Annotated in this window: 19 protein-coding genes; 9 read left to right on the top strand and 10 right to left on the bottom strand. The window is 73.6% G+C overall.

Translation table 11 applies throughout. The annotated features are described in order from the left end of the window. Positions 1-190: 190 nt before the first annotated feature. The 3 genes from HS048_RS14310 (at position 191) to HS048_RS14300 (ending at position 2,110) form a co-directional block, all read left to right on the top strand. Positions 191-1,327, top strand: a complete 1,137-nt coding sequence (locus HS048_RS14310; protein ID WP_196467205.1) for an aminotransferase class V-fold PLP-dependent enzyme — start codon at positions 191-193, stop codon at positions 1,325-1,327. Positions 1,328-1,353: 26 nt separating this feature from the next. Continuing rightward, positions 1,354-1,623: a sulfurtransferase TusA family protein gene (locus HS048_RS14305; RefSeq protein ID WP_068894267.1), complete on the top strand. Its 270-nt coding sequence runs from the start codon at positions 1,354-1,356 to the stop codon at positions 1,621-1,623. A 64-nt stretch (positions 1,624-1,687) separates the two neighbouring features. Continuing rightward, positions 1,688-2,110 (top strand): CBS domain-containing protein, encoded by a 423-nt coding sequence (locus tag HS048_RS14300; RefSeq protein WP_068894268.1) that lies wholly within the window; start codon positions 1,688-1,690, stop codon positions 2,108-2,110. A gap of 56 nt (positions 2,111-2,166) precedes the next feature. On the opposite strand, the gene HS048_RS14295 is transcribed toward HS048_RS14300, so the two are convergent. Next, a complete protein-coding gene (locus HS048_RS14295) occupies positions 2,167-3,153 on the bottom strand; it encodes a carbohydrate kinase family protein (protein ID WP_068894269.1) in 987 nt (328 codons plus the stop codon). Positions 3,154-3,293: 140 nt separating this feature from the next. Next, positions 3,294-3,647 (bottom strand): iron-sulfur cluster insertion protein ErpA, encoded by a 354-nt coding sequence (gene erpA, locus HS048_RS14290; protein WP_068894270.1) that lies wholly within the window; start codon positions 3,645-3,647, stop codon positions 3,294-3,296. 181 nt (positions 3,648-3,828) lie between these two features. Between erpA and nadA the strand changes: the two genes are divergently transcribed. Next, positions 3,829-4,983 carry a quinolinate synthase NadA gene (gene nadA / locus HS048_RS14285; protein WP_068894479.1) on the top strand — a complete coding sequence of 385 codons (1,155 nt, stop codon included), beginning with the start codon at positions 3,829-3,831 and terminating at the stop codon, positions 4,981-4,983. 170 nt (positions 4,984-5,153) lie between these two features. Here the strand turns inward: nadA and HS048_RS14280 are convergent, their stop codons facing one another. The 3 genes from HS048_RS14280 to HS048_RS14270 all read right to left on the bottom strand — a co-directional run bounded on the left by HS048_RS14280 (position 5,154) and on the right by HS048_RS14270 (position 8,922). Next, on the bottom strand, positions 5,154-7,628 hold the full coding sequence (locus HS048_RS14280) for a protein kinase (protein ID WP_196467204.1): 2,475 nt from the start codon (positions 7,626-7,628) through the stop codon (positions 5,154-5,156). Between the two features lie 167 nt (positions 7,629-7,795). After that, positions 7,796-8,074 (bottom strand): hypothetical protein, encoded by a 279-nt coding sequence (locus HS048_RS14275; RefSeq protein WP_068894272.1) that lies wholly within the window; start codon positions 8,072-8,074, stop codon positions 7,796-7,798. Continuing rightward, the gene (locus tag HS048_RS14270) at positions 8,071-8,922 is read right to left on the bottom strand and encodes a PspA/IM30 family protein (protein ID WP_196467203.1); all 852 of its coding nucleotides are present in this window, start codon (positions 8,920-8,922) and stop codon (positions 8,071-8,073) included. Before HS048_RS14270 ends, HS048_RS14275 begins: the two co-directional genes overlap by 4 nt. A gap of 146 nt (positions 8,923-9,068) precedes the next feature. Here HS048_RS14270 and HS048_RS14265 point away from each other — a divergent pair, with 146 nt between their 5' ends. After that, positions 9,069-9,677 (top strand): DUF3043 domain-containing protein, encoded by a 609-nt coding sequence (locus HS048_RS14265; RefSeq protein WP_068894274.1) that lies wholly within the window; start codon positions 9,069-9,071, stop codon positions 9,675-9,677. Between the two features lie 189 nt (positions 9,678-9,866). On the opposite strand, the gene HS048_RS14260 is transcribed toward HS048_RS14265, so the two are convergent. Then, complete coding sequence (locus HS048_RS14260) at positions 9,867-11,219, bottom strand: SMI1/KNR4 family protein (RefSeq protein ID WP_196467202.1); 1,353 nt, start codon at positions 11,217-11,219, stop codon at positions 9,867-9,869. Between the two features lie 56 nt (positions 11,220-11,275). On the opposite strand from HS048_RS14260, the gene HS048_RS14255 reads away from it, so the two are divergent. After that, the gene (locus HS048_RS14255; RefSeq protein ID WP_068894276.1) at positions 11,276-12,274 is read left to right on the top strand and encodes an aldo/keto reductase family protein; all 999 of its coding nucleotides are present in this window, start codon (positions 11,276-11,278) and stop codon (positions 12,272-12,274) included. A gap of 63 nt (positions 12,275-12,337) precedes the next feature. Here HS048_RS14255 and HS048_RS14250 read toward each other — a convergent pair whose 3' ends face one another. Beyond that, positions 12,338-12,547: a hypothetical protein gene (locus HS048_RS14250; protein ID WP_196467201.1), complete on the bottom strand. Its 210-nt coding sequence runs from the start codon at positions 12,545-12,547 to the stop codon at positions 12,338-12,340. A gap of 124 nt (positions 12,548-12,671) precedes the next feature. On the opposite strand from HS048_RS14250, the gene HS048_RS14245 reads away from it, so the two are divergent. Then, complete coding sequence (locus tag HS048_RS14245) at positions 12,672-13,646, top strand: bifunctional adenosylcobinamide kinase/adenosylcobinamide-phosphate guanylyltransferase (protein ID WP_196467200.1); 975 nt, start codon at positions 12,672-12,674, stop codon at positions 13,644-13,646. Positions 13,647-13,928: 282 nt separating this feature from the next. Beyond that, positions 13,929-14,861 carry an adenosylcobinamide-GDP ribazoletransferase gene (locus HS048_RS14240; RefSeq protein ID WP_230881554.1) on the top strand — a complete coding sequence of 311 codons (933 nt, stop codon included), beginning with the start codon at positions 13,929-13,931 and terminating at the stop codon, positions 14,859-14,861. A gap of 146 nt (positions 14,862-15,007) precedes the next feature. Here the strand turns inward: HS048_RS14240 and HS048_RS14235 are convergent, their stop codons facing one another. From HS048_RS14235 to HS048_RS14225, 3 genes are all read right to left on the bottom strand, one after another. Continuing rightward, complete coding sequence (locus HS048_RS14235) at positions 15,008-15,943, bottom strand: CPBP family intramembrane glutamic endopeptidase (protein ID WP_196467198.1); 936 nt, start codon at positions 15,941-15,943, stop codon at positions 15,008-15,010. 130 nt (positions 15,944-16,073) lie between these two features. After that, positions 16,074-17,120, bottom strand: a complete 1,047-nt coding sequence (locus HS048_RS14230; protein ID WP_196467197.1) for a hypothetical protein — start codon at positions 17,118-17,120, stop codon at positions 16,074-16,076. Then, a complete protein-coding gene (locus HS048_RS14225) occupies positions 17,117-17,464 on the bottom strand; it encodes a GntR family transcriptional regulator (RefSeq protein ID WP_196467196.1) in 348 nt (115 codons plus the stop codon). The genes HS048_RS14230 and HS048_RS14225 overlap by 4 nt, the downstream gene beginning before the upstream one ends. A gap of 91 nt (positions 17,465-17,555) precedes the next feature. On the opposite strand from HS048_RS14225, the gene HS048_RS14220 reads away from it, so the two are divergent. Further along, positions 17,556-19,079: a leucyl aminopeptidase gene (locus HS048_RS14220; protein WP_068894280.1), complete on the top strand. Its 1,524-nt coding sequence runs from the start codon at positions 17,556-17,558 to the stop codon at positions 19,077-19,079. The last annotated feature ends 82 nt before the right edge of the window (positions 19,080-19,161 follow it).

The raw sequence follows: 19,161 nt of genomic DNA, 5'->3' as shown, positions 1-19,161 counted from the left end.
GCAGAACGGCGGGTCGGACTCACGGATCGCCTACCCCACAGATGAAGCCCAAGAGTCGCTCCTGGGCGGTCGTTTATTCAGGTTCACAGCATGCAGTTCACAGCTTCACGCTGGGGGACACATTAGCGCGGACCGCCCCCGGTCCCCCGCCCGCCCCCGGTTGTGGCGTGCGGGATGCGACGATTGGGGCGTGGCGTACTTCGACGCGGCCTCCACCGAGCCGCTGCATCCCCGGGCACGCGAGGCGCTGGTGGCGGCGCTCGACGCCGGCTGGGCCGACCCCGCACGGCTGTACGGTTCCGCCCGCCGGGCAAGGATGTTACTGGAACAGGCGCGGGAGGAGATCGCCGAGGTGCTCGGCGCCCGGCCGGACGAGCTCTCCTTCACCGCGTCCGGCACCCAGGCGGTCCACCTGGGCGTGCTGGGCGCCCTGGCGGGGCGGCGCCGCGCGGGCCGCCGCCTGGTCGTCTCGGCGGTGGAGCACTCCAGCGTGCTGCACGCCGCGGGCGTGCACGAACGCGACGGCGGCGAGGTGGCCCCGGTGGGCGTCGGCCGTACCGGCATGGTCGATCCGGCGGAGTTCGGCGCCGCGGTCGCCGCCGAGGGCACGGCGCTGGCCTGCCTGCAGAGCGCCAACCACGAGGTCGGCACGGTCCAGCCGGTGGCCGAGGCCGCGGAGGCGTGCGCCGCGGCCGGGGTGCCGCTGCTGGTGGACGCCGCGCAGACGGCGGGCCGCCTGCCGGTGCCCGCCGGGTGGTCGGTGCTGACCGCCAGCGCGCACAAGTGGGGCGGGCCCGCCGGCGTCGGCGTGCTGGCGGTCCGCAAGGGCACCCGGTGGCGCAGCCCGCTGCCGGAGGACGACCGGGAGCGCCGCCGGGTCCCGGGGTTCGAGAACGTGCCCGCGGTGGTCGCGGCCGCCGCCGCGCTGCGGGCCATGGCGGCCGAGTCGGCCCGCGAGGGCGAGCGCCTGTCGGCGCTGGTCGACCGGATCAGGTCCGAGGTGCCCCGGCTCGTCCCCGACGTCGAGGTGATCGGCGATCCCGTCGCGCGGGTGCCGCACATCGTCACCTTCTCCTGCCTCTACGTGGAGGGCGAGGCGCTGCTGACCGAGCTGGACCGGGCCGGTTTCGCCGTGTCCTCCGGAAGTTCCTGCACGGCGAGTACGCTTCGTCCATCGCACGTCCTGGAAGCCATGGGCGTGCTTACGCATGGGAATGTCCGGGTATCGCTGCCCCGGGGCGCGTCCGCCGCGGACGTCGACCGCTTCCTCGCCCTGCTGCCGGAGACGGTGCGCAGGATCCGCGAGGAGGCCGGGGTCAGGTCGTGAGGAAGAAGTCGGGGAGTGAGAGCGTGATGTCGTCCAGACAGGCCCCTGCGGAGGAGGCCGTGCAGCCGCCGGCGCTGACCATCGACGCGCTGGGCAAGAAGTGCCCGATCCCGATCATCATGCTCGCCGAGCGGATCAACGAGGTCCCGCTGAACGCGGTCGTCTCCGTCCTCGCCGACGATCCCGCGGCCTTCACGGACGTGCCCGCCTGGTGCCGGCTGAAGTCCCACCGCCACGTGGCCAGCCACGAGCTCCCCGAGGGCGGCTGGGCGATCCACGTGCGGCGCAATTACTGATTCGCCCGAAAACGGGTACGGCTCCCCCCGAAGTGCTGTTCATACGTTCTCGGGGGGAGACACCATGAGCGGGGAGACCGCCAAGGATCTGATGAGCGCCGGCTGCCAGTGCATCCAGGCCGAGGAGACGCTCGACCGCGCCGCGCAGCTCATGCGGGAGATGAACGTCGGGGCGCTGCCCATCTGCGGCAGCGACGACCGGCTCAAGGGGATCATCACCGACCGCGACATCATCGTGAAGTGCATCGCCGAGGGCAAGGACCCGGCGCGGACCACCGCCGGAGAGCTCGCCACCGGGCTGGTCTGGGTGCCGGCCGAGGCCAGCGTCGAGGAGGCCCTCACCAAGATGGAGCAGAACCAGATCAAGCGGCTTCCGGTCATCGAGAACGGCCGGATCGTCGGCATGATCAGTGAGGCCGACCTGGCCAAGAACCTGCCGGACGACAAGCTCGCGGACTTCGTCCACCGCGTCTACGCCAGGGCCTGAGACCCCGGCGAGGTCCGGGGCCGGTCCGTGGAGACCGGTCCCGGGGCCCGGCGGGGTCAGGCGTGGTGGCAGCGCACGAATCCGGCCACCTCGGCGGCGGCCTCGGCGCCGTAGGCGTCGGCGAAGCGCTCCAGGAAGACCTTCTGGCCGAGCTCGTACTCCTGGCAGCCGACGCGCTCCAGGACGTGCGTGGCGGTGAGGTTGCCGATCTGGCCGCAGCGCTCCAGGGACAGGCCCCAGGCCAGACCCGCCAGGAAGCCCGCGCGGAAGGCGTCGCCGACGCCGGTGGGGTCGGCCTTGCCGAGCTCGGGGGCCGGGGAGACGTGCAGCGACGGCTCGCCCTTGCGGTCGATCACGGCGCCCTTGGGACCGAGCGTGGTGACGCGGACGCCGACCCGGTCGAGGACCTCCTCGTCGGACCAGCCCGTCTTCTGCTCGATCAGGCCCTTCTCGTAGTCGTTGCTGAACAGGTAGGCGGCGCCGTCGATCAGCAGGCGGATGTCCTCGCCGGACATGCGGGCCAGCTGCTGGGAGGGGTCGGCGGCGAACGGGATCGCGCGCTGGCGGGCCTCGTCGGTGTGCCGGAGCATCGCGTCGGGGTCGTTGGGGCTGACCAGCACCAGGTCGAGGCCGCCCACCCGGTCGGCGATCGGCTGCAGCTCGATCAGCCGGGCGTCGGCCATCGCGCCGGTGTAGAACGACGCGATCTGGTTGTGCTCCTCGTCGGTGGTGCACAGGAAGCGGGCCGTGTGGTACGTCTCGGAGATGTGCACCGAGCCGCAGTCGACGCCGTGGCGCTCCAGCCAGGAGCGGTAGTCGGCGAAGTCGGCGCCGACCGCGCCGACCAGGATCGGCGACAGGCCCAGGCAGCCCATGCCGAAGGCGATGTTGGCCGCGCAGCCGCCACGGCGGACTTGCAGGTCGTCCACGAGGAACGACAGGGAGACCCGGTCGAGCTGGTCGGCGATCAGCTGATCACCGAACCTGCCCGGGAAGGTCATCAGATGGTCGGTCGCGATTGAGCCGGTGACGGCGATGCGCACGGGATCCTTCTCCTCGTTGTCAGCATCTTCGGGCGGTGAGCCACGCAAGAATACGCCAAGTCATGGCACGTGAAAGCCCTGCCGGGTGAGGAACGTCTCACCCGGCAGGGCTTTTCAGGTGTGTCGGCCGTACGGCCGGCTCAGTTGAACGAGTCGCCGCAGGCGCAGGAGCCCGTGGCGTTCGGGTTGTCGATCGTGAAGCCCTGCTTCTCGATCGTGTCGACGAAGTCGACCGTGGCGCCCACGAGGTACGGCGCGCTCATCCGGTCGGTGACCACGCTGACACCGTTGAAGTCCGTGACGACGTCGCCGTCCATCGAACGGTCGTCGAAGAAGAGCTGGTAGCGCAGGCCGGAGCAGCCGCCGGGCTGCACGGCCACACGCAGCTGGAGGCCCTCCTCGCCCTGCTGCTCCAGCAGGCTCTTGACCTTGGCCGCGGCCGCGTCGCTCAGGATCAGGCCCTGCGCCGTGGTCTCGCTGCTCTCAACCGACATGTGGTGACTCCCGCGTCTACGTCAACCGCCCGTCTGAACGGCTGTCTGTTTCTGACGTCCTTCTCAGACGCTACCAACACCCGCGGGATGCCATGCATTCCGATCCCCCGCCCCCTCGGAATAAATCCCCCGGACCGTGTGTCATGATTAGTCGTCACTTAGACGATAAGGGGGTGTGGTCGTGACGACCACCGAGACCGGGCTTCCGCTCTTCGTCCTCGGCCGCCAGGCCGACCCGCACAGTGAGCGCGGGGTGGACTGCCCGGGTGAGCTGCCGCCGGCCTCCGATCCGGCGCTCGTGGAGCGCGCGGAGCGGGCCAAGGCGGCGCTCGGCGACCGGGTCTTCGTGCTCGGCCACCACTACCAGCGCGACGAGGTCATCCGGTTCGCCGACGTGACCGGCGACTCGTTCAAGCTCGCCCAGCAGGCCGCGGCCCGTCCCGAGGCCGAGTACATCGTCTTCTGCGGCGTGCACTTCATGGCCGAGTCGGCCGACATCCTGACCGGCGACTCCCAGAAGGTCGTGCTCCCGGACATGGCGGCCGGGTGCTCCATGGCCGACATGGCCACCTTCGACCAGGTCGAGGAGTGCTGGGACGCGCTCGCCGACGCCGGGATCGCCGACGTCACGGTGCCGATCACCTACATGAACTCCAGCGCCGACATCAAGGCGTTCTGCGGGCGCAACGGCGGTGCCGTGTGCACCTCCTCCAACGCGCGCCGGGCCCTGGACTGGGCCTTCTCCCGCGGCGAGAAGGTGCTGTTCCTGCCCGACCAGCACCTGGGCCGCAACACGGCCGTGCTGGAGATGGGCCTGTCCCTGGACGACTGCGTCGTCTACAACCCGCACCGGCCGAACGGCGGCCTGACCGAGCAGCAGCTCCGCGACGCCAAGATGATCCTGTGGCGGGGGCACTGCTCGGTGCACGGCCGGTTCACCGCGGAGAGCGTGGACGACGTCCGAGCGCGCATCCCCGGCGTCAACGTGCTGGTCCACCCCGAGTGCCGGCACGAGGTGGTCGTCAAGGCCGACCACGTCGGCTCGACCGAGCACATCATCAAGAAGCTCACCGAGGCCCCGGCCGGCTCCTCCTGGGCCATCGGCACCGAGCTCAACCTGGTCAAGCGGCTCGGGGCGATGTTCCCCGACAAGAACGTGTCGTTCCTGGACCGGACCGTCTGCTACTGCTCGACGATGAACCGGATCGACCTGCCGCACCTGGTCTGGGCGCTGGAGTCCCTGGCCGCCGGCCAGGTCGTCAACCGGATCACCGTGGACCCCGACACCACCCACTGGGCCAAGGTCGCCCTGGACCGGATGCTCGCCCTGCCGTGACCCCCGCTCCCGCCTGTCGCGGGACCGGGCCGCCGCGGACACCCGTGGGACCCCGAAGGCCCCGGCCGTGCGCCGGGGCCTTCGCCGTACCCTCGCAGAGGCCGTGTCCCGGTGGCCGGAGCACGCCCGGACCGCCGTACTCCGCCCGGGCCCGGGCGGAGTACGGCGGGTCAGCTCACCCGGGTGTAGCGCATGAACTGCTTCTCGTACTCCTTGGCGTCCGAGGTCTCCGCGAGCACCCGCTTGACCTCGCCCTTCAGGTCGATCACGACCGCCTCGAAGCCGGAACCCTTCGCCCGCCAGGCCGCGATGTGCTGGTCGTCGTACCAGCCGACGACCCGCTCCGTCACGAAGGGGATGCGGGCCTGCGGCTCCCCGTCGGCGGCGGTGGACCAGACGCAGATCTCCTGCTCGGTCCCCTTGCAGTACGTCATGATCAGCGACCCGGACGGGTTGACGTCCTCCCCCTCGACGGTGAGCGGCTTGCCCACGTCGAGCAGGGTCTGCAGGATCGTGCCCTGCAGGTCGTAGAAGCGGATGCGGCGGGTGTCGCCGTCGATCGCCCAGGTGCCGACCGCGCGGCCGTCACCCCGCCAGAAGTAGCTCCACGTCCCGGCGTCCTTCTCCTTCACCTTGACGATCTTCGCCTTGCGGGTGGCGATGTCGATGATCGCGTAGCCGTACGGGTGGCTGGGCTTGGTCGCGTCGGTGTCCGCCCGGTACAGCGTGACCAGTCCCTGCTTCCCGTCCGGCGACCACTGCGGCAGCGACGGGTAGACCGGGGCCTTGGTGAGCCTGACCTTGTTCACCGCGCCGCCGGCCCGGTCGATGATCGAGACCAGGGCGTAGCTTTCCGTGTCGTACTTCAGATCGGTGGCCAGCGCCCCGGTGCCCTCGGGGTTCACCGTGTAGTCGATGTACTGGTCGGCGGCGGCGAAGTCGTTCGCGCCGTGCTCGCGGGCGTAGACGTGGAACTTCCCGGCCGTCTCCAGGCTGTAGGAGGTCAGCCGGATCGGGTCCTCGTCGCTCTCGTGGATCGTGGTGGAGCTGCCCGGGAGCTTGATCTCCCGGGTGGCCTCCGGCACCCGGGCCGCGACCGGGCTGGGCGTGGCGTCCTGCGTCGCGGGCGCGCTGGCGGCCGCCGAGGGGGACGGCGTCACCTCGGACCCGCCGTCCCGCAGCGCCAGCGTGACGCCGCCGCCGGCGACGAGCGCCACCGCGAGCCCCGCGCCGACCGCGATCCAGACCCGGCGCACCCGCCCGGTCCCGCGCGCCCCGGCGCCCTGTCCCCCGGGCCCGCCGTGGCCGCCGTGGCCGCCGGGTCCTCCGTACGGCGCGGCGCCCTGCGGCGCACCGTACGAAGGCTGCTGGCCGTACCCGCCGGGGCCCGGGTGCGGCGCCTGCCCGCCGGGGGCCGTGGGCTGCGCGAACACGCCGCCCGGGTGCCCCTCGGGGCCGGGGTGGGGCGCGCCGCCCTGCGGCGGGACACCGTACGTGGTCTGCCCGAACCCGCCGGGGCCGGTCTGGTGCGGCGGGTAACCGCCCGGACCCGCCTGCTGCGGGAAGCCGCCCGGGCCGGTCTGGTGCGGCGGGTAGCCGCCCGGACCGGTCTGCTGGGGGTGGCCGCCGGGGCCGGCCGGGTGGGCGAACCCGCCCGGTCCGGCCGGGTGGGCGAAGCCTCCGGGGCCGGTCCGGTGCGGCGCGTGGCCGTGGGCGCCCTGCGGGTGGGGGAAGCCGTCCGGACCCGGGCCGGTCTGCTGGGCGGCCGCGGCCGAGCCCTCGGCGAGGATCCCCTGGGGCGGGACCGGGGGCGCACCGCCCGTCGTGCCCGCGCCGCTGTGGCCGAGCAGGCGCATCAGCGCCTCGCTCGCCGTCGGCCGGAGCTTGGCGTCCTTGGCCAGGCAGTCGCCCACCAGCTCGCGCAGGGCGGCGTCGCCGATGGCCGACAGGTCCGGCTCGGCGTTCATGATGCGGTTGAAGATCGCCGGCAGGCTGTCGGTGCCGAACGGCGGTGCCCCGGTGGCGGCGAAGACCATGGTGCAGCCCCAGGCGAACATGTCGGCGGCCGAGCCGGCCGCCTCCCCCGCGAGCTGCTCGGGGGTCATGTAGGAGGGGGTGCCGATCGCCATCGCGGTCAGCGTCGAGGTCCGGTCGAGGGCCTTGGCGATGCCGAAGTCGATGACGCGGGGGCCGTCGGGCGCGAGCAGCACGTTGGACGGCTTGAAGTCGCGGTGCACGATCCCCGCCTGGTGGATCGCGACGAGCGCGGTGACCGTGCCGATCGCGAGGCGGTGCAGCGCCGAGCCCGAGCGTGGGCCCTCGGCGGCCACGACCGCGTCGAGCGTCGGGCCGTCGATGTACTCGCTGACGATGTACGGCCGGTGCTGGTCCACTCCGGTGTCCAGCACCGCGGCGGTGCAGAACGGCGAGACCCGCTGGGTCGTGCTGACCTCGCGAACGAAACGTTCCAAAGCCTCCTCGTCCTGTGCGAGGTCGGCACGGAGCAGCTTGACCGCGACGCGCGCTCCCGACTCGGACTCACCGAGGTAGACCGTTCCCTGGCCCCCCTCGCCGAGACGCGCGGTGAGCCGGTACTCGCGCACCCGCTCGGGGTCCCCGGGGCGCAAGGGCGCAAGGTCCGGCATAGCGACACCCTCTCTCACTGGGCTTTTTCTGTCCCATTGTGAGGGCAAATCTCCGTAACCTGCACATCAACCCCGGGGTAGGGGCACAGAAAAGGCCCGCCCGATGCCGGGAGGGCCCGGCCCGGGGCGGATCCGCTCCGCTCCGGGCATCCGTGGAGGAAGGCGCGCTATCCGGGGATCAGGCCCTCGTCCCCCAGCATCTCCCGGACCTCCTCCATCGAGGCGTCGGCCGGCGGTAGGATCAGCTCCGACGGCTCCAGGCTCTCGTCCGGCAGCTCCCTGCCGACCTCGCGGACCTTGTCCAGCAGGGCGTGCAGCCGGCCCCGGAACGTCTCCTCGTCCCCCGCCTGGATGGCCGCCTCCAGCTCGCCGTCCAGCTTGTTGAGCGCGGCGAGGTCGTCGGCCGCGATCTCGACCTGCCCCTCGCCCATGATGCGAACGATCACTGGCCCTCCCCCGGCTGGCGGTACTGCTGGGTCGGCTGCTGCGGCTGGCCGTACGGCTCGGCCTGCGGCGGCTGCTGCTGGTACTGCTGCTGCGGGGCCGGCTGCTGCTGCGGCTGCCCCTGCTCGATCGCGCTCTTCGGCGCGGGCGCCTGGCCCAGCTCGGCCTTCATCCGGGCGATCTCCAGCTCGACGTCGGTGCCGCCGCCCATCCGGTCCAGCTCCGCCTGGATGTCGTCGCCGCGCGACCCGCTGAAGTCGTCCAGCGCGCCGCTGGCGAGCAGCTCGTCGATGGCCCCGGCCCGCGCCTGCATCTGCGCGGTCTTGTCCTCGGCGCGCTGGATCGCCAGGCCGACGTCGCCCATCTCCTCGGAGATGCCGGAGAAGGCCTCGTTGATCCGCGTCTGCGCCTCGGCCGCGGTGTAGGTGGCCTTGATCGTCTCCTTGCGCGTGCGGAAGGCGTCGACCTTGGCCTGGAGTCGGTGCGAGGCGTGGGTGAGCTTCTCCTCCTCCGCCTGCAGGTTGTCGTGCTGCACCTTCAGGTCGGCGATCTGGGTCTGCAGGCCGTTGCGGCGGGTCAGCGCCTCGCGGGCGAGGTCCTCACGGCCCACACTGAGCGCCTTGCGCCCCTGCTCCTCCAGCTTGCGCGCCTGCGCCTCGATCTGGTTGATCTGCAGCTCGACCCTCTTGCGCGAGGTTGCGACGTCGGCCACGCCCCGGCGCACCTTCTGCAGCAGCTCCAGCTGCCGCTGATAGGAGTAGTCCAAGGTCTGGCGCGGATCCTCCATCTTGTCCAGGGCCTCGTTGGCCTTGGACTTGAAGATCATGGAAAGTCTCTTCATCACGCTCATGCGCGTCGGCCGTCCCCTTCTTCAAATGCGCTTCAGGCCACCCCAGTGATTCCGGCCCCCGGCAAGAGCGGCGGAGCCACATAGGGTTCACCCTACGCATAACGCACGGGGGCGTCACTAAGTTGCAGTCCCGGTAGGCTGACCTTGTGTTCCGACGTACCCAGACCACCGCGGACGATTCCCCCGTCTCCGCCACCGATCCTAAGCCTGCGGGCAAGGGGCGTCCCACACCCAAGCGCCGGGACGCCGAAGGCCGTCGCCGCCAGCCGGTGACCGCTCCCAAGAACCGCAAAGAGGCCTACAAGAACCTCCGCGAGCGCCAGGCCGCCGACCGCGCCAAGGCCCGCGAGGGCATGATGCGCGGCGACGAGCGCTACTTCCCGGCCCGCGACCGGGGACCGGTCCGCAAGTTCGCCCGTGACTGGGTCGACTCCCGCCGCCTGGTCAGCCAGTACTTCCTGCCGTTCTCCCTGGCCATCCTGCTGCTCACCTGGATCCCCTTCCCGGTCGCCGTCCGCGGGCAGGTCACCGCGGCCGTGATCGGGATCGGCTGGCCGATCATGATGCTCGGCGTCCTGTTCACCTCGATCTGGGTGTCCTGGAAGGTCAAGAAGCTCGCCGCCGAGAAGTTCCCCGGCGAGAGCCTGCGGGGCGTCGGCTTCTACGCGGCGATGCGCGCGCTGCAGATCCGCAAGCTGCGCTTCCCGCCGCCGCAGTTCCTCCCCGGCGGCAAGCCGGTCCCGCCGAAGAAGTAGGACCCGCCACCGAGCCCCGTCCCTCCGCGAGGAGAGGCGGGGCTCTCGCCTGCCGCCCTCCCCGCCGGTCGCCCGCCGCCCTCCCCGCAACACCCGGCCGTCCTTCCGGTGCGGCCGGGCCCCGCCGTACCGGACGCGGTCCCCGTGAGCCGTACCGTGCGCAGTCCCCGTGCGCGGTCCCCGTGGCCGTCAGTCCTCGTCCTCGATCCTCCAGTCGAGCGTTCCCCCGCTCGCCACCGGCCTCCAGTAGCCGACGGAGCCGCCGTTCTCCAGTGCGTCGGCGGTCATCCGCAGCAGCGCGTGGTGGGAGCGGATCGGCACGCCTCCCGGGGCGAAGTCCATGCTCCCCTCGTGGTCCGTCTCCCCGACGTCGCGCCGGACCGAGTCGACCACCAGGTGGTTGCCGAGCCCGTCCTCGCCGACCGGGATCATCCGGCCGTCCCACCAGTCCGTGCGGGGATCGGTGAGATCCTCGGCGTCGATCCCGCACAGCCGCCGCCACGTGTCGCGGATCCCCCGCACGTCCATGCTCGAGTGCAGGAAGAAGGGGAACCCCCGGCTCTCCGGGCCGCCGCCGGCGGAGCCGCCGTGCCGGAGCAGGGAGGCCTTCAGGTCGTCGGGGAAGCGCAGGCCCATCTGCGCCTCGGCGACGGCGATCGTCCGCGCGCGGGCGGGGCCGGGGAGCCTCCGGTGGGTCTCCGGCGCGTTGGCCTTCAGCCACCGCTCGATCCGCCGCCACTGCCGGTTCACCGCCCGGACCACCTTCGGGTCCGCGGCGCGCACCACCGGCGCGCGTACGGCCGGGGAGCAGTCCCGGTCGGGGACGGTCCCGGTCGGCTCCGCCTCGGCGCCACCGGTGCCGCCGGTACCGCCGGTGCTCTCCGGGCCTCCGGAGGAGCCCGGGGCGGGGGCCGGGGCCGGCTCCGTGAAGCCGGTGCCCCCGCCCGCACCGGCGATCCACTCCCCGTTCCCGAGACCGTCCTCCCCGCAGTCGATGAGGCCCGGCTCCAGGCCCTCGCGGACTCCGGCCGCCTCCGGCGGATCGCACATCGTCACGACGAACTCCGACGTGACCTCGGTGGCGGGTTCCTCGGAGAAGACCGCCGTCTCCAGCGCCTGGACGGCGAAGACCAGCACGCACAGGGCGATCGCCGCGGAGCCCCAGCGCACCACCCTCCGGCGGGTCGCCTCGTCCAGCGGCGGCCTCGGCGGCGGCGGAGGCTTCGGCTCGTACGGCTCGCGCGCGAGACGCGCCAGGTCGGCGGCCGTCGGAGCACCGAGGACCGGGACGGGCGGCCACGCCGGGGAGCCGGGCGCGGAGCCGGGCGGGGAGTCCGGCGCGGAGTCCGGCGCGGGCCCCCGCGGCGGGTCCTCCCGCCCGCCGGGAACCCTCATCCCGCGAGAGGTCCCCTCCCCCGGCGCCGGCTGCGCGCCGGAGGGAGCCGGGCGGCGGCGCAGACGCACGGCCGCGGCGACCGCCGCGACGACCACCGCCGTCGCGAGCGCGAGCCGTACCCATCGATAAGTGACCAAATGCCGCACGCCGGGCAGAGTATCCCGGATCAGATCTTCAGCCGGCGCCTACTAGGGTCGAAGACATGGAATTCCGTCACCTCGGCCGCAGCGGTCTCATGGTCAGTGAGATCAGCTACGGCAATTGGATCACGCACGGCTCCCAGGTCGAGGAGGACGCCGCCAAGGAATGTGTGAAGGCGGCGCTCGACGAGGGGATCACCACCTTCGACACCGCCGACGTCTACGCCGGGACCAAGGCGGAGGAAGTGCTCGGCCGCGCGCTCAAGGGCGTGCGCCGGGAGTCTCTGGAGATCTTCACCAAGGTCTACTGGCCGACGGGCCCCGGCCCCAACGACCGCGGGCTGTCCCGCAAGCACATCACCGAGTCGATCCACGGCTCGCTGCGCCGTCTGCAGACCGACTACGTCGACCTGTACCAGGCGCACCGGTTCGACCACGAGACGCCCCTCGAGGAGACCCTCAAGACCTTCGACGACCTGGTCCGCCAGGGCAAGGTCCTCTACGTGGGCGTCAGCGAGTGGAACGCCGAGCAGATCGCCGCGGCGCTGAAGATCGCCGACGAGATGGGCTTCGACCGCCTGGTCTCCAACCAGCCGCAGTACTCCATGCTGTGGCGGGTCATCGAGGCCGAGGTCGTGCCGCTGTGCCAGAAGGAGGGCCTCGGCCAGGTCGTCTGGTCCCCGATCGCCCAGGGCGTGCTCACCGGCAAGTATCTCCCGGGCCAGCCGCCGCCCGCCGGCTCGCGGGCCACCGACCCGACCGGGGGCAACTTCATCTCCCGGATGCTCGCCGACGACGTGCTCACCCGCGTCCAGGAGCTGAAGCCGATCGCCGCCGACCTCGGCCTGACCATGGCCCAGCTCGCGGTGGCGTGGGTGCTGCAGAACCCGAACGTCTCCTCCGCCATCGTCGGTGCGACCAAGCCCGAGCAGGTCCGGGACAACGTCAAGGCCGCCGGGGTGAAGCTGGACGCCGAGGTGCTGAAGAAGATCGACGACGTGCTGGACCCGATCGTCGAGCGGGACCCGGCCAAGACCGTCAGCCCGCCCAAGCGCCCGTAGCCGCGACGGCGGCGCCTCCGCTCTCCGTTCCCCGGTGCGGGGAGCGGGGAGCGGGGACCGCTCCTACTCCTCGCGCAGTGACATTCCGGCGTACTCGACCCGGTCGTCCTCCAGGAGGGTGACCTTCTCAACGCCGGCGGCGAGCAGCTCGCGCCAGTTCTCGCCGAGCCAGGACTCCGCGTCGGCCTGACTCGTGAACGCGTCGCCCGGCATCATGACCCCCTCGGTCACCTCTCCGCCGTTCGCGTCCTCGTAACGCCAGCGCCACGCCATGCCACACGCTCCCTCTCGCCGGTGCCGCCGCCGGCCCCGACTGGTCTCCCGGCGGCTCCGTGAGCCTACGTGATCTCGAAGTCCGGCGCACCGGACATCCGCCGCGCCGTGCGACCCTTTCCGGGTGGAAGTCCTGTTCGAGGGTACGGCGGGGCCGCTCGGCCGGCCCGTCCCCGGTTGCCCCTGCGCCTCCTGCGGCCGCCTGCCCGTCCCCCGCCGCCCCACCCGGGTCCTCGTCGACGGCCGCCCGCTGCCACAGGACGGCTTCACCGTGGTCGCCGCGGACGGCGGCCGCCTGCTGCACGCGGCCCCCGGCTTCGTCCCGGGCCCCGCGGACGGCCCCTACGACGTCGTGCTCCTCGACGTGCTGGACCGGCCGGAGCGGCTGGGCCTGCTGCGGCGCCTGGGCCTGGTGACCGGCCGCACCCACGTCGTCGCCGTCGGGATCGACCACCGGGTGCCGAGCGAGGCCGAGCTGGAGCGGCGGCTCGCACTGTGGGGGGTGCGGGCCGTACCCGACGGGACGCTCCTCGACGCCCGCGGGCCCGCGCCCGCCCGGCCGGAGCCGCCGCGCCGGACCCTGCTGCTGGGCGGGTCGCGGTCGGGCAAGTCGGCCGAGGCCGAGTTGCGGCTGCTGGCCGAGCCCGAGGTCGTCTACGCGGCGACGGGGCCGTCCGGGGACGGCGACCCGGAGTGGCTCGGCCGGATCCGGGCCCACCGGGAGCGGCGTCCCGCCCACTGGAGCACGGCCGAGACCACGGACCTGGCCGGGCTGCTGGCGGAGGCGCGGTCCCCCCTGCTGGTCGACGGCCTGGGTACCTGGGTCACCGCCGTCCTCGACGGGTGCGGTGCCTGGGACCGGGCCCCGGAGGCGCTCGCCCGGGTGGAGGCGCGCTGCGACGAGCTGGTGGCGGCGTGGCGGCGGACGCGGGCGCGCGTCGTCGCCGTCTCCGACGAGGTCGGCCTGGGCGTGGTCCCCGCCACCTCCGGCGGGCGGCTCTTCCGCGACGTGCTGGGCCGCCTCAACCAGCGCCTGGCCGCCGAGTCGGAGGAGGTGGCCCTCGTCGTCGCCGGGCGCCTGCTCCCGCTGCCCGTCTGACGGTCCGCTCCCGGCCGGACCGTCCCGTCCCGGCGGAGGGACGACCCGGCGCTACGATCGTCGGTCATGTCTGGAGAACCGCCCCCGGAGGGCACCGGCGCCCCCGAGAACACCGGAGACCCCGGCGGGCCTGGGGCTTCCGGCGGTCCCGGGGGTGCCGGAGACGTCGGGGGTTCCGGCGGACCTGGCCCTCGCCGAGGTTCGCAGGGCTCCGGAAGCTCAGATGAGGTCGGGGATCCGGACGGCTCCGGGCGTCCGTCCGCGTTCGGTGACGGGCTCCGGCTGGCGGTCGGCACGCTGAGCGTGTTCCCGGTGCGGCCGGGGACCGTGGACCGCCGGGCGGGCGGGCGGGCGATGGCGCTCGCCCCGCTGGTCGGCGCGCTGCTCGGCGGGGTCGCCGCGGTCGTGCTCTCGGCCGCGCTCTGGCTGGGGGTCTCGCCGCTGCTCGCCTCGGTCCTGGCGGTCGGCACGCTCGCGCTGCTCACCCGGGCCCTGCACCTGGACGGGCTGGCCGACCTGGCCGACGGGCTGGGCAGCGGCAGGCCCGCCGAGCAGGCCCTGGACGTCATGAAGCGCTCCGACATCGGCCCCTTCGGCGTGGTGACGCTGGTCCTGGTGCTGGGCGTCCAGGTCGCGGCGCTGGCGGAGGCCTCCGCCGCCGGGTACGGGCCCGTCGCGCTGGTCGCCGCCTGCGTCACGGGGCGGCTGGCGATCACCTGGGCCTGCCGGGAGGGCGTCCCGGCGGCCCGGCCGGGCGGGCTCGGCGCGATGGTCGCGGGCACCGTACGGCGCGGCCCCGCCCTGGCCGCGACCGCCCTGTCCCTCGTCGGCCTGGCGGTGCTGACGTGCGCCTACTGCCTGGGGGCCCTTCGCCTGCTCCCCCCGGACGACGCCTTCGGCCGCCGCTACGCGGAGTACACCTCCACGGAGGGCACGGGCATCGGTTCCTACGCGGCACTCGAGGGGACCGAGGCGGATCCGGCCCGCTCGGACGTGGTGGGCGTGTCCCTCGCCCCCGCTGCCGATCTCCTCGCGAGCTGGTCGCCGCTCGTCCTGTTCCTCGGCCTTCCGGCGGTTGCGGCCGGGCTGCTCGCCGCGTCGGTGCTGCGGCGCCGGGCGGTGCGGCGGCTGGGCGGGATCACCGGGGACGTGCTCGGCGCGCTCGCCGAGACCGCCGCGGCCGCCGCCCTGCTGGCCTGCGTGGCCCTGTGGTGAACCCTGAGCCCTGAGCCCTGTGGTGAGCCCCGCCGGGCATCCGGGCGCGACGGGACGGAAGACGACCCCCGCCGAGGACCCGGGCCACGACCTCGGCAGGTGGGCGGTGGGCGGTGGCCTGCGGGCGACGCTTTCGGAGGGCGTTCTCAGACGGCGGCTCCGGACCGTGACACGGCGGGCCGCCGTACCGGCCAGCGCCTGAACAGCACGGCGGAGACCGCCGCCAGCAGCGCCGAGCCGACCAGGCCGGTGATCCCGGCGACGACGAGGTCCGGCGGGGCGGCGGCGTCGCCCAGGAGCAGTGGGACGCCCGCCGTGGCGTTGAGCGCGCCGTGGCCGACGGCCGCGGGCCAGACGCTGCCGGAGTACAGCCGCAGCCAGCCGAGCAGGGCTCCGTACGGCACGCAGAAGACGACGAAGAAGGGCGCCGCCCAGGCGCCGAGCGCCGGGTAGTTGTAGCCGAGCAGGGTGAGCGGGGCGTGCCAGGCCCCCCAGATGACCCCGGACAGCAGCAGCGCCCGCGCGGTGCCCAGCGGCATCAGCCGGGGCAGCAGCCAGCCGCGCCAGCCCCACTCCTCGCCGAGCGCCGCGACCGTGTTGGCCAGCGGCCCGACCAGCACCGCCACCGCGAGCTGGGCGGCGAGCAGGACATGCGGGTCCGCGACGGGGGTCTGGCCGGGAGCGGCCCCGGCGAGGCCGCGCCGGAACAGGCTGAGGCCGTCGAGGTCGAGGCTGAGCAGGCCGAGGGCGGCGCTGGCCGCGGTCGCCGCGGCGACCAGCAGCGGGGTGCCGAGCCAGGCCAGCACGACGAACGCCACCGTGCGGCCCCGGCGCTCCCCGAGGGTCAGGCCGGTGCTCGCGGCCCACTCGCGCCGGGATGCCCCGGGCGCTCCGCTCCGGCCGCCGTGCAGCCGGACGGCCAGGACGCCGAGGGCGGGGGTGGACATCATCGCCAGGCTGATCGCCAGGGCGGCCGGGGAGCCGAGTGCGACGTCCCCGAGCCAGAGAGGGGAGGCGATCAGCCAGGACAGGCCGAACGCGACGGACAGGAACACCCACAGGTCGGTGGGTCGGCGGGGCATGGCGTCACCTTTCACAGGCGGGACCGGCCCGCCCGCGGACGGAGGGGGCGGGCCGGAGGGGAACGGGGTGAGGGCTCTGCGCCGACGTGCGGATCGGCCGGGCGGTAGGGCTCGTGGCGGCGGGGTCCGGTCATGGGCGGAGTGCGTCGCTCTCGGCGGTGTAGGCGTTGAGGAGGGCGGCGCCGCGCTCGGCGTCGTCGGCGGAGACGGCGAACTCACCGCCCGTGGTGCGGCGGATCACCAGGTGCTCGCCGCCGCGGAGCATGAGGGTCGTCCGGCCGGTGCCGGGCACGCCCCGCAGTCCCCATCCCCCGACCTGGCCGGGGGTGGCCCGCTCCGCCCGGGCCGACTCGATGGCACCGGCCGGCACCCGGTAGGCGGGCCGGGCCAGCGGTCCGAAGCCGACCCGCAGGCCGTCGGCGTCGACCCTGACCTGGATCGTGGCCGTGGCGAGCCCGAGCAGCGCGGCGAGGGCGGTGGCCGCGGCGGCGGTCCAGGCGGCCGAACCGTCCAGGACTCCCGCGGCGGCCAGCACGGCCGCTCCGGCCGAGCCGGTCAGCGCCACCCCCGAGAGGGCGAGCAGCCACGGGTTGGATGTGCGGCTCACCCAGACCGCGCGCCGGCCGGGGCGGAGCCGCAGGCTCGGCGCCTTCGCCTCGGGGTCCGGGGCCCGGTCCGGCCCGCCCCTGCCGAGCCATCCCGCGAGCACGCCCACCGCGACGGCGGCGCCCAGGACGGCGAGGACCGTCCAGCCGGGCAGCAGGGCCCGCCGCCAGTCGCCCGCGTCGAGGTTGGCCAGGAGCGTGGCGCCCTGGACGCCCAGCGCGAACACGGCCCAGCCGAACAGGAAGCCCCACCACTGCACGCGCGTCGGCCGCCCGCGCAGGGCCGCGCCGTGCAGGGCGGCGCCGAGCAGGAACACCCAGGCCACGCCCCACAGGGCCAGACCGGTGGCGAGGTCGCCGGCGAAGGGCATGCTCCGGTCCGGGACGGAGCCGCCGCTCCAGTGGACCGCCATCGGCTCGGGCAGGCGGTCGCGGAGTGCGAGCGGCACGGTGACCAGGGCCGCGGTGACGAGCGCGCCCCAGACGGCGGCGACGGCGACGGCGAACCCCCGGGAGGAGGCGCGGCCGCCCGGCGGGGCGGACGTGGACGGCCGGCGGGCGGAGTCGGTCATGAGAGCTCCCTGATGATGTGGATGACTTCTTCGGGGCCGTAGCCGTACCGGTCGGCCTCGGCGAGCAGTTCGCGCACGGCCTCCGTCAGCGCCCCGCGGGCGTCCGGGCGGTTCAGCACGCTGACGCCCCGGCCGCGGCGGAACTCCAGCAGGCCCTCGTCCCGCAGTTCGCGCAGCGCGCGCAGGACGGTGTTGGCGTTGATGCCGAGCGCGTCCGCCAGGTCGCGGGCGGGCGGCAGCCGGTCACCGGGGGTGTAGGACCCGTCGGCGATGGCGCGGCGGATCGTCCCGGCGACCTGTTCGTGCAGCGGCCGGGGGTCGTTCAGATCCAGAGTGAGCAACATGGTGCTATCGACAGTAGCACCAGACATGCGATGAAGCTACTCCTAATAGCACCATTCAAGGTTTACCGATTGGTAGGACGACCCCTCGTTTATGCGTACGGCCCCGGCAGGACTAGCATCGGCCTACGTGACCACTGTGCGGCTGAACTCAAGTGACAACGTCGTCTCTTTCGATACCGAAGCGCTGGTCGTCGGAGTCCACACCGGTCCGGACGGCCTGCGGGCCGCCCCCGGGGCCGAAGGGCTCGACGAGGCGCTCGGCGGCAGGCTCGCCGCCACCCTCGGCGCCATGGGCGTCAAGGGCAAGCCGGGTGAGATCGCCAAGGTTCCGACCTTCGGCGCGCTGACCGCCCCGCTCCTCGTCGCCGTCGGCCTCGGCGACGCCCCCGAGGGGGACTACGACCCCGAGGTCCTGCGCCGCGCGGCGGGCACCGCGACCCGCGCCCTGGCCGGGACCGGCCGCGTCGCCCTCGCCCTGCCCGCCGCGGACGCGGAGCGGACCGCCGCGCTGGCCCTGGGCGGGCTGCTCGGCGCCTACTCCTTCACCAGATACCGCACCGGCGGGGAGCAGACCGCCCCGGTCGACGAGATCACCGTGCTCAGCCGCGCCGAGGGGGCCGAGGCCGCCGTCGGGCGCGCCGCCACCGTCGCCGCCTCCGTCTCCCTGGTCCGCGACCTGGTCAACACCCCGCCCTCGGACCTGTGGCCGGCCCGCTTCGCCGAAATCGCCGAGCAGACCGGCGCCGAGGCCGGCCTGTCGGTCGAGGTCCTGGACGAGAAGGCCCTCAAGGAGGGCGGCTACGGCGGCATCGTCGCCGTCGGCCAGGGCTCGGTCAACCCGCCCCGCCTGGTCCGGCTCGCCTACAGCCACCCGGAGGCCGCCAAGACGGTCGCGTTCGTCGGCAAGGGCATCACCTTCGACTCCGGCGGCCTGTCGCTCAAGCCGACCGCCTCGATGGACTGGATGAAGTCCGACATGGGCGGCGCGGGCGCGGTCTTCGGCGCACTCGTCGCGATCGCCCGGCTCGGCCTGAAGGTCAACGCGGTCGGCTACCTGTGCCTGGCCGAGAACATGCCCAGCGGCACCGCCCAGCGCCCGTCGGACGTGTTCACCAGCTACGCGGGCAAGACCGTGGAGGTGCTCGACACCGACGCCGAGGGCCGCCTGGTCCTGATCGACGGCATCGCCCGCGCGGGCGAGGACTCCCCCGACCTGATCGTGGACGTCGCCACGCTCACCGGCGCGCAGATCGTCGCGCTCGGCTGGCGTACGGCCGGCGTCATGGCCAACGACGACGAGCTCCGCGAGGAGGTCGTCCGGATCGCCGCCGAGCAGGGCGAGAGCACCTGGGGCATGCCCCTGCCCGACGAGCTCCGCAAGGGGCTCGACTCCCCCGTCGCCGACATCGCCAACCTGCACCCCGAGCGCTTCGGGGGCATGCTGACCGCGGCCATCTTCCTGCGGGAGTTCGTGCCGGAGGGCGTGCGCTGGGCGCACATCGACATGGCCGGTCCCGCCTTCAACAAGGGCGAACCGCACGGCTACACGCCGAAGGGCGGGACCGGGGCGATCACCCGGACCCTCGTCGGCCTCGCCGAACAGTACTCGCGCTGAGGTCAAACCCTGCGCGAGCAGGGAACACGCGGCGTGGACAAGTGAAAAGATGCGCTTGCCGGGGCCCGGTCAGAAGCCGGCC

Source organism: Planomonospora sp. ID91781 (assembly GCF_015711595.1).
GTDB lineage: Bacteria > Actinomycetota > Actinomycetes > Streptosporangiales > Streptosporangiaceae > Planomonospora > Planomonospora parontospora.
This window is presented reverse-complemented; position numbering and strand designations above follow the sequence as displayed.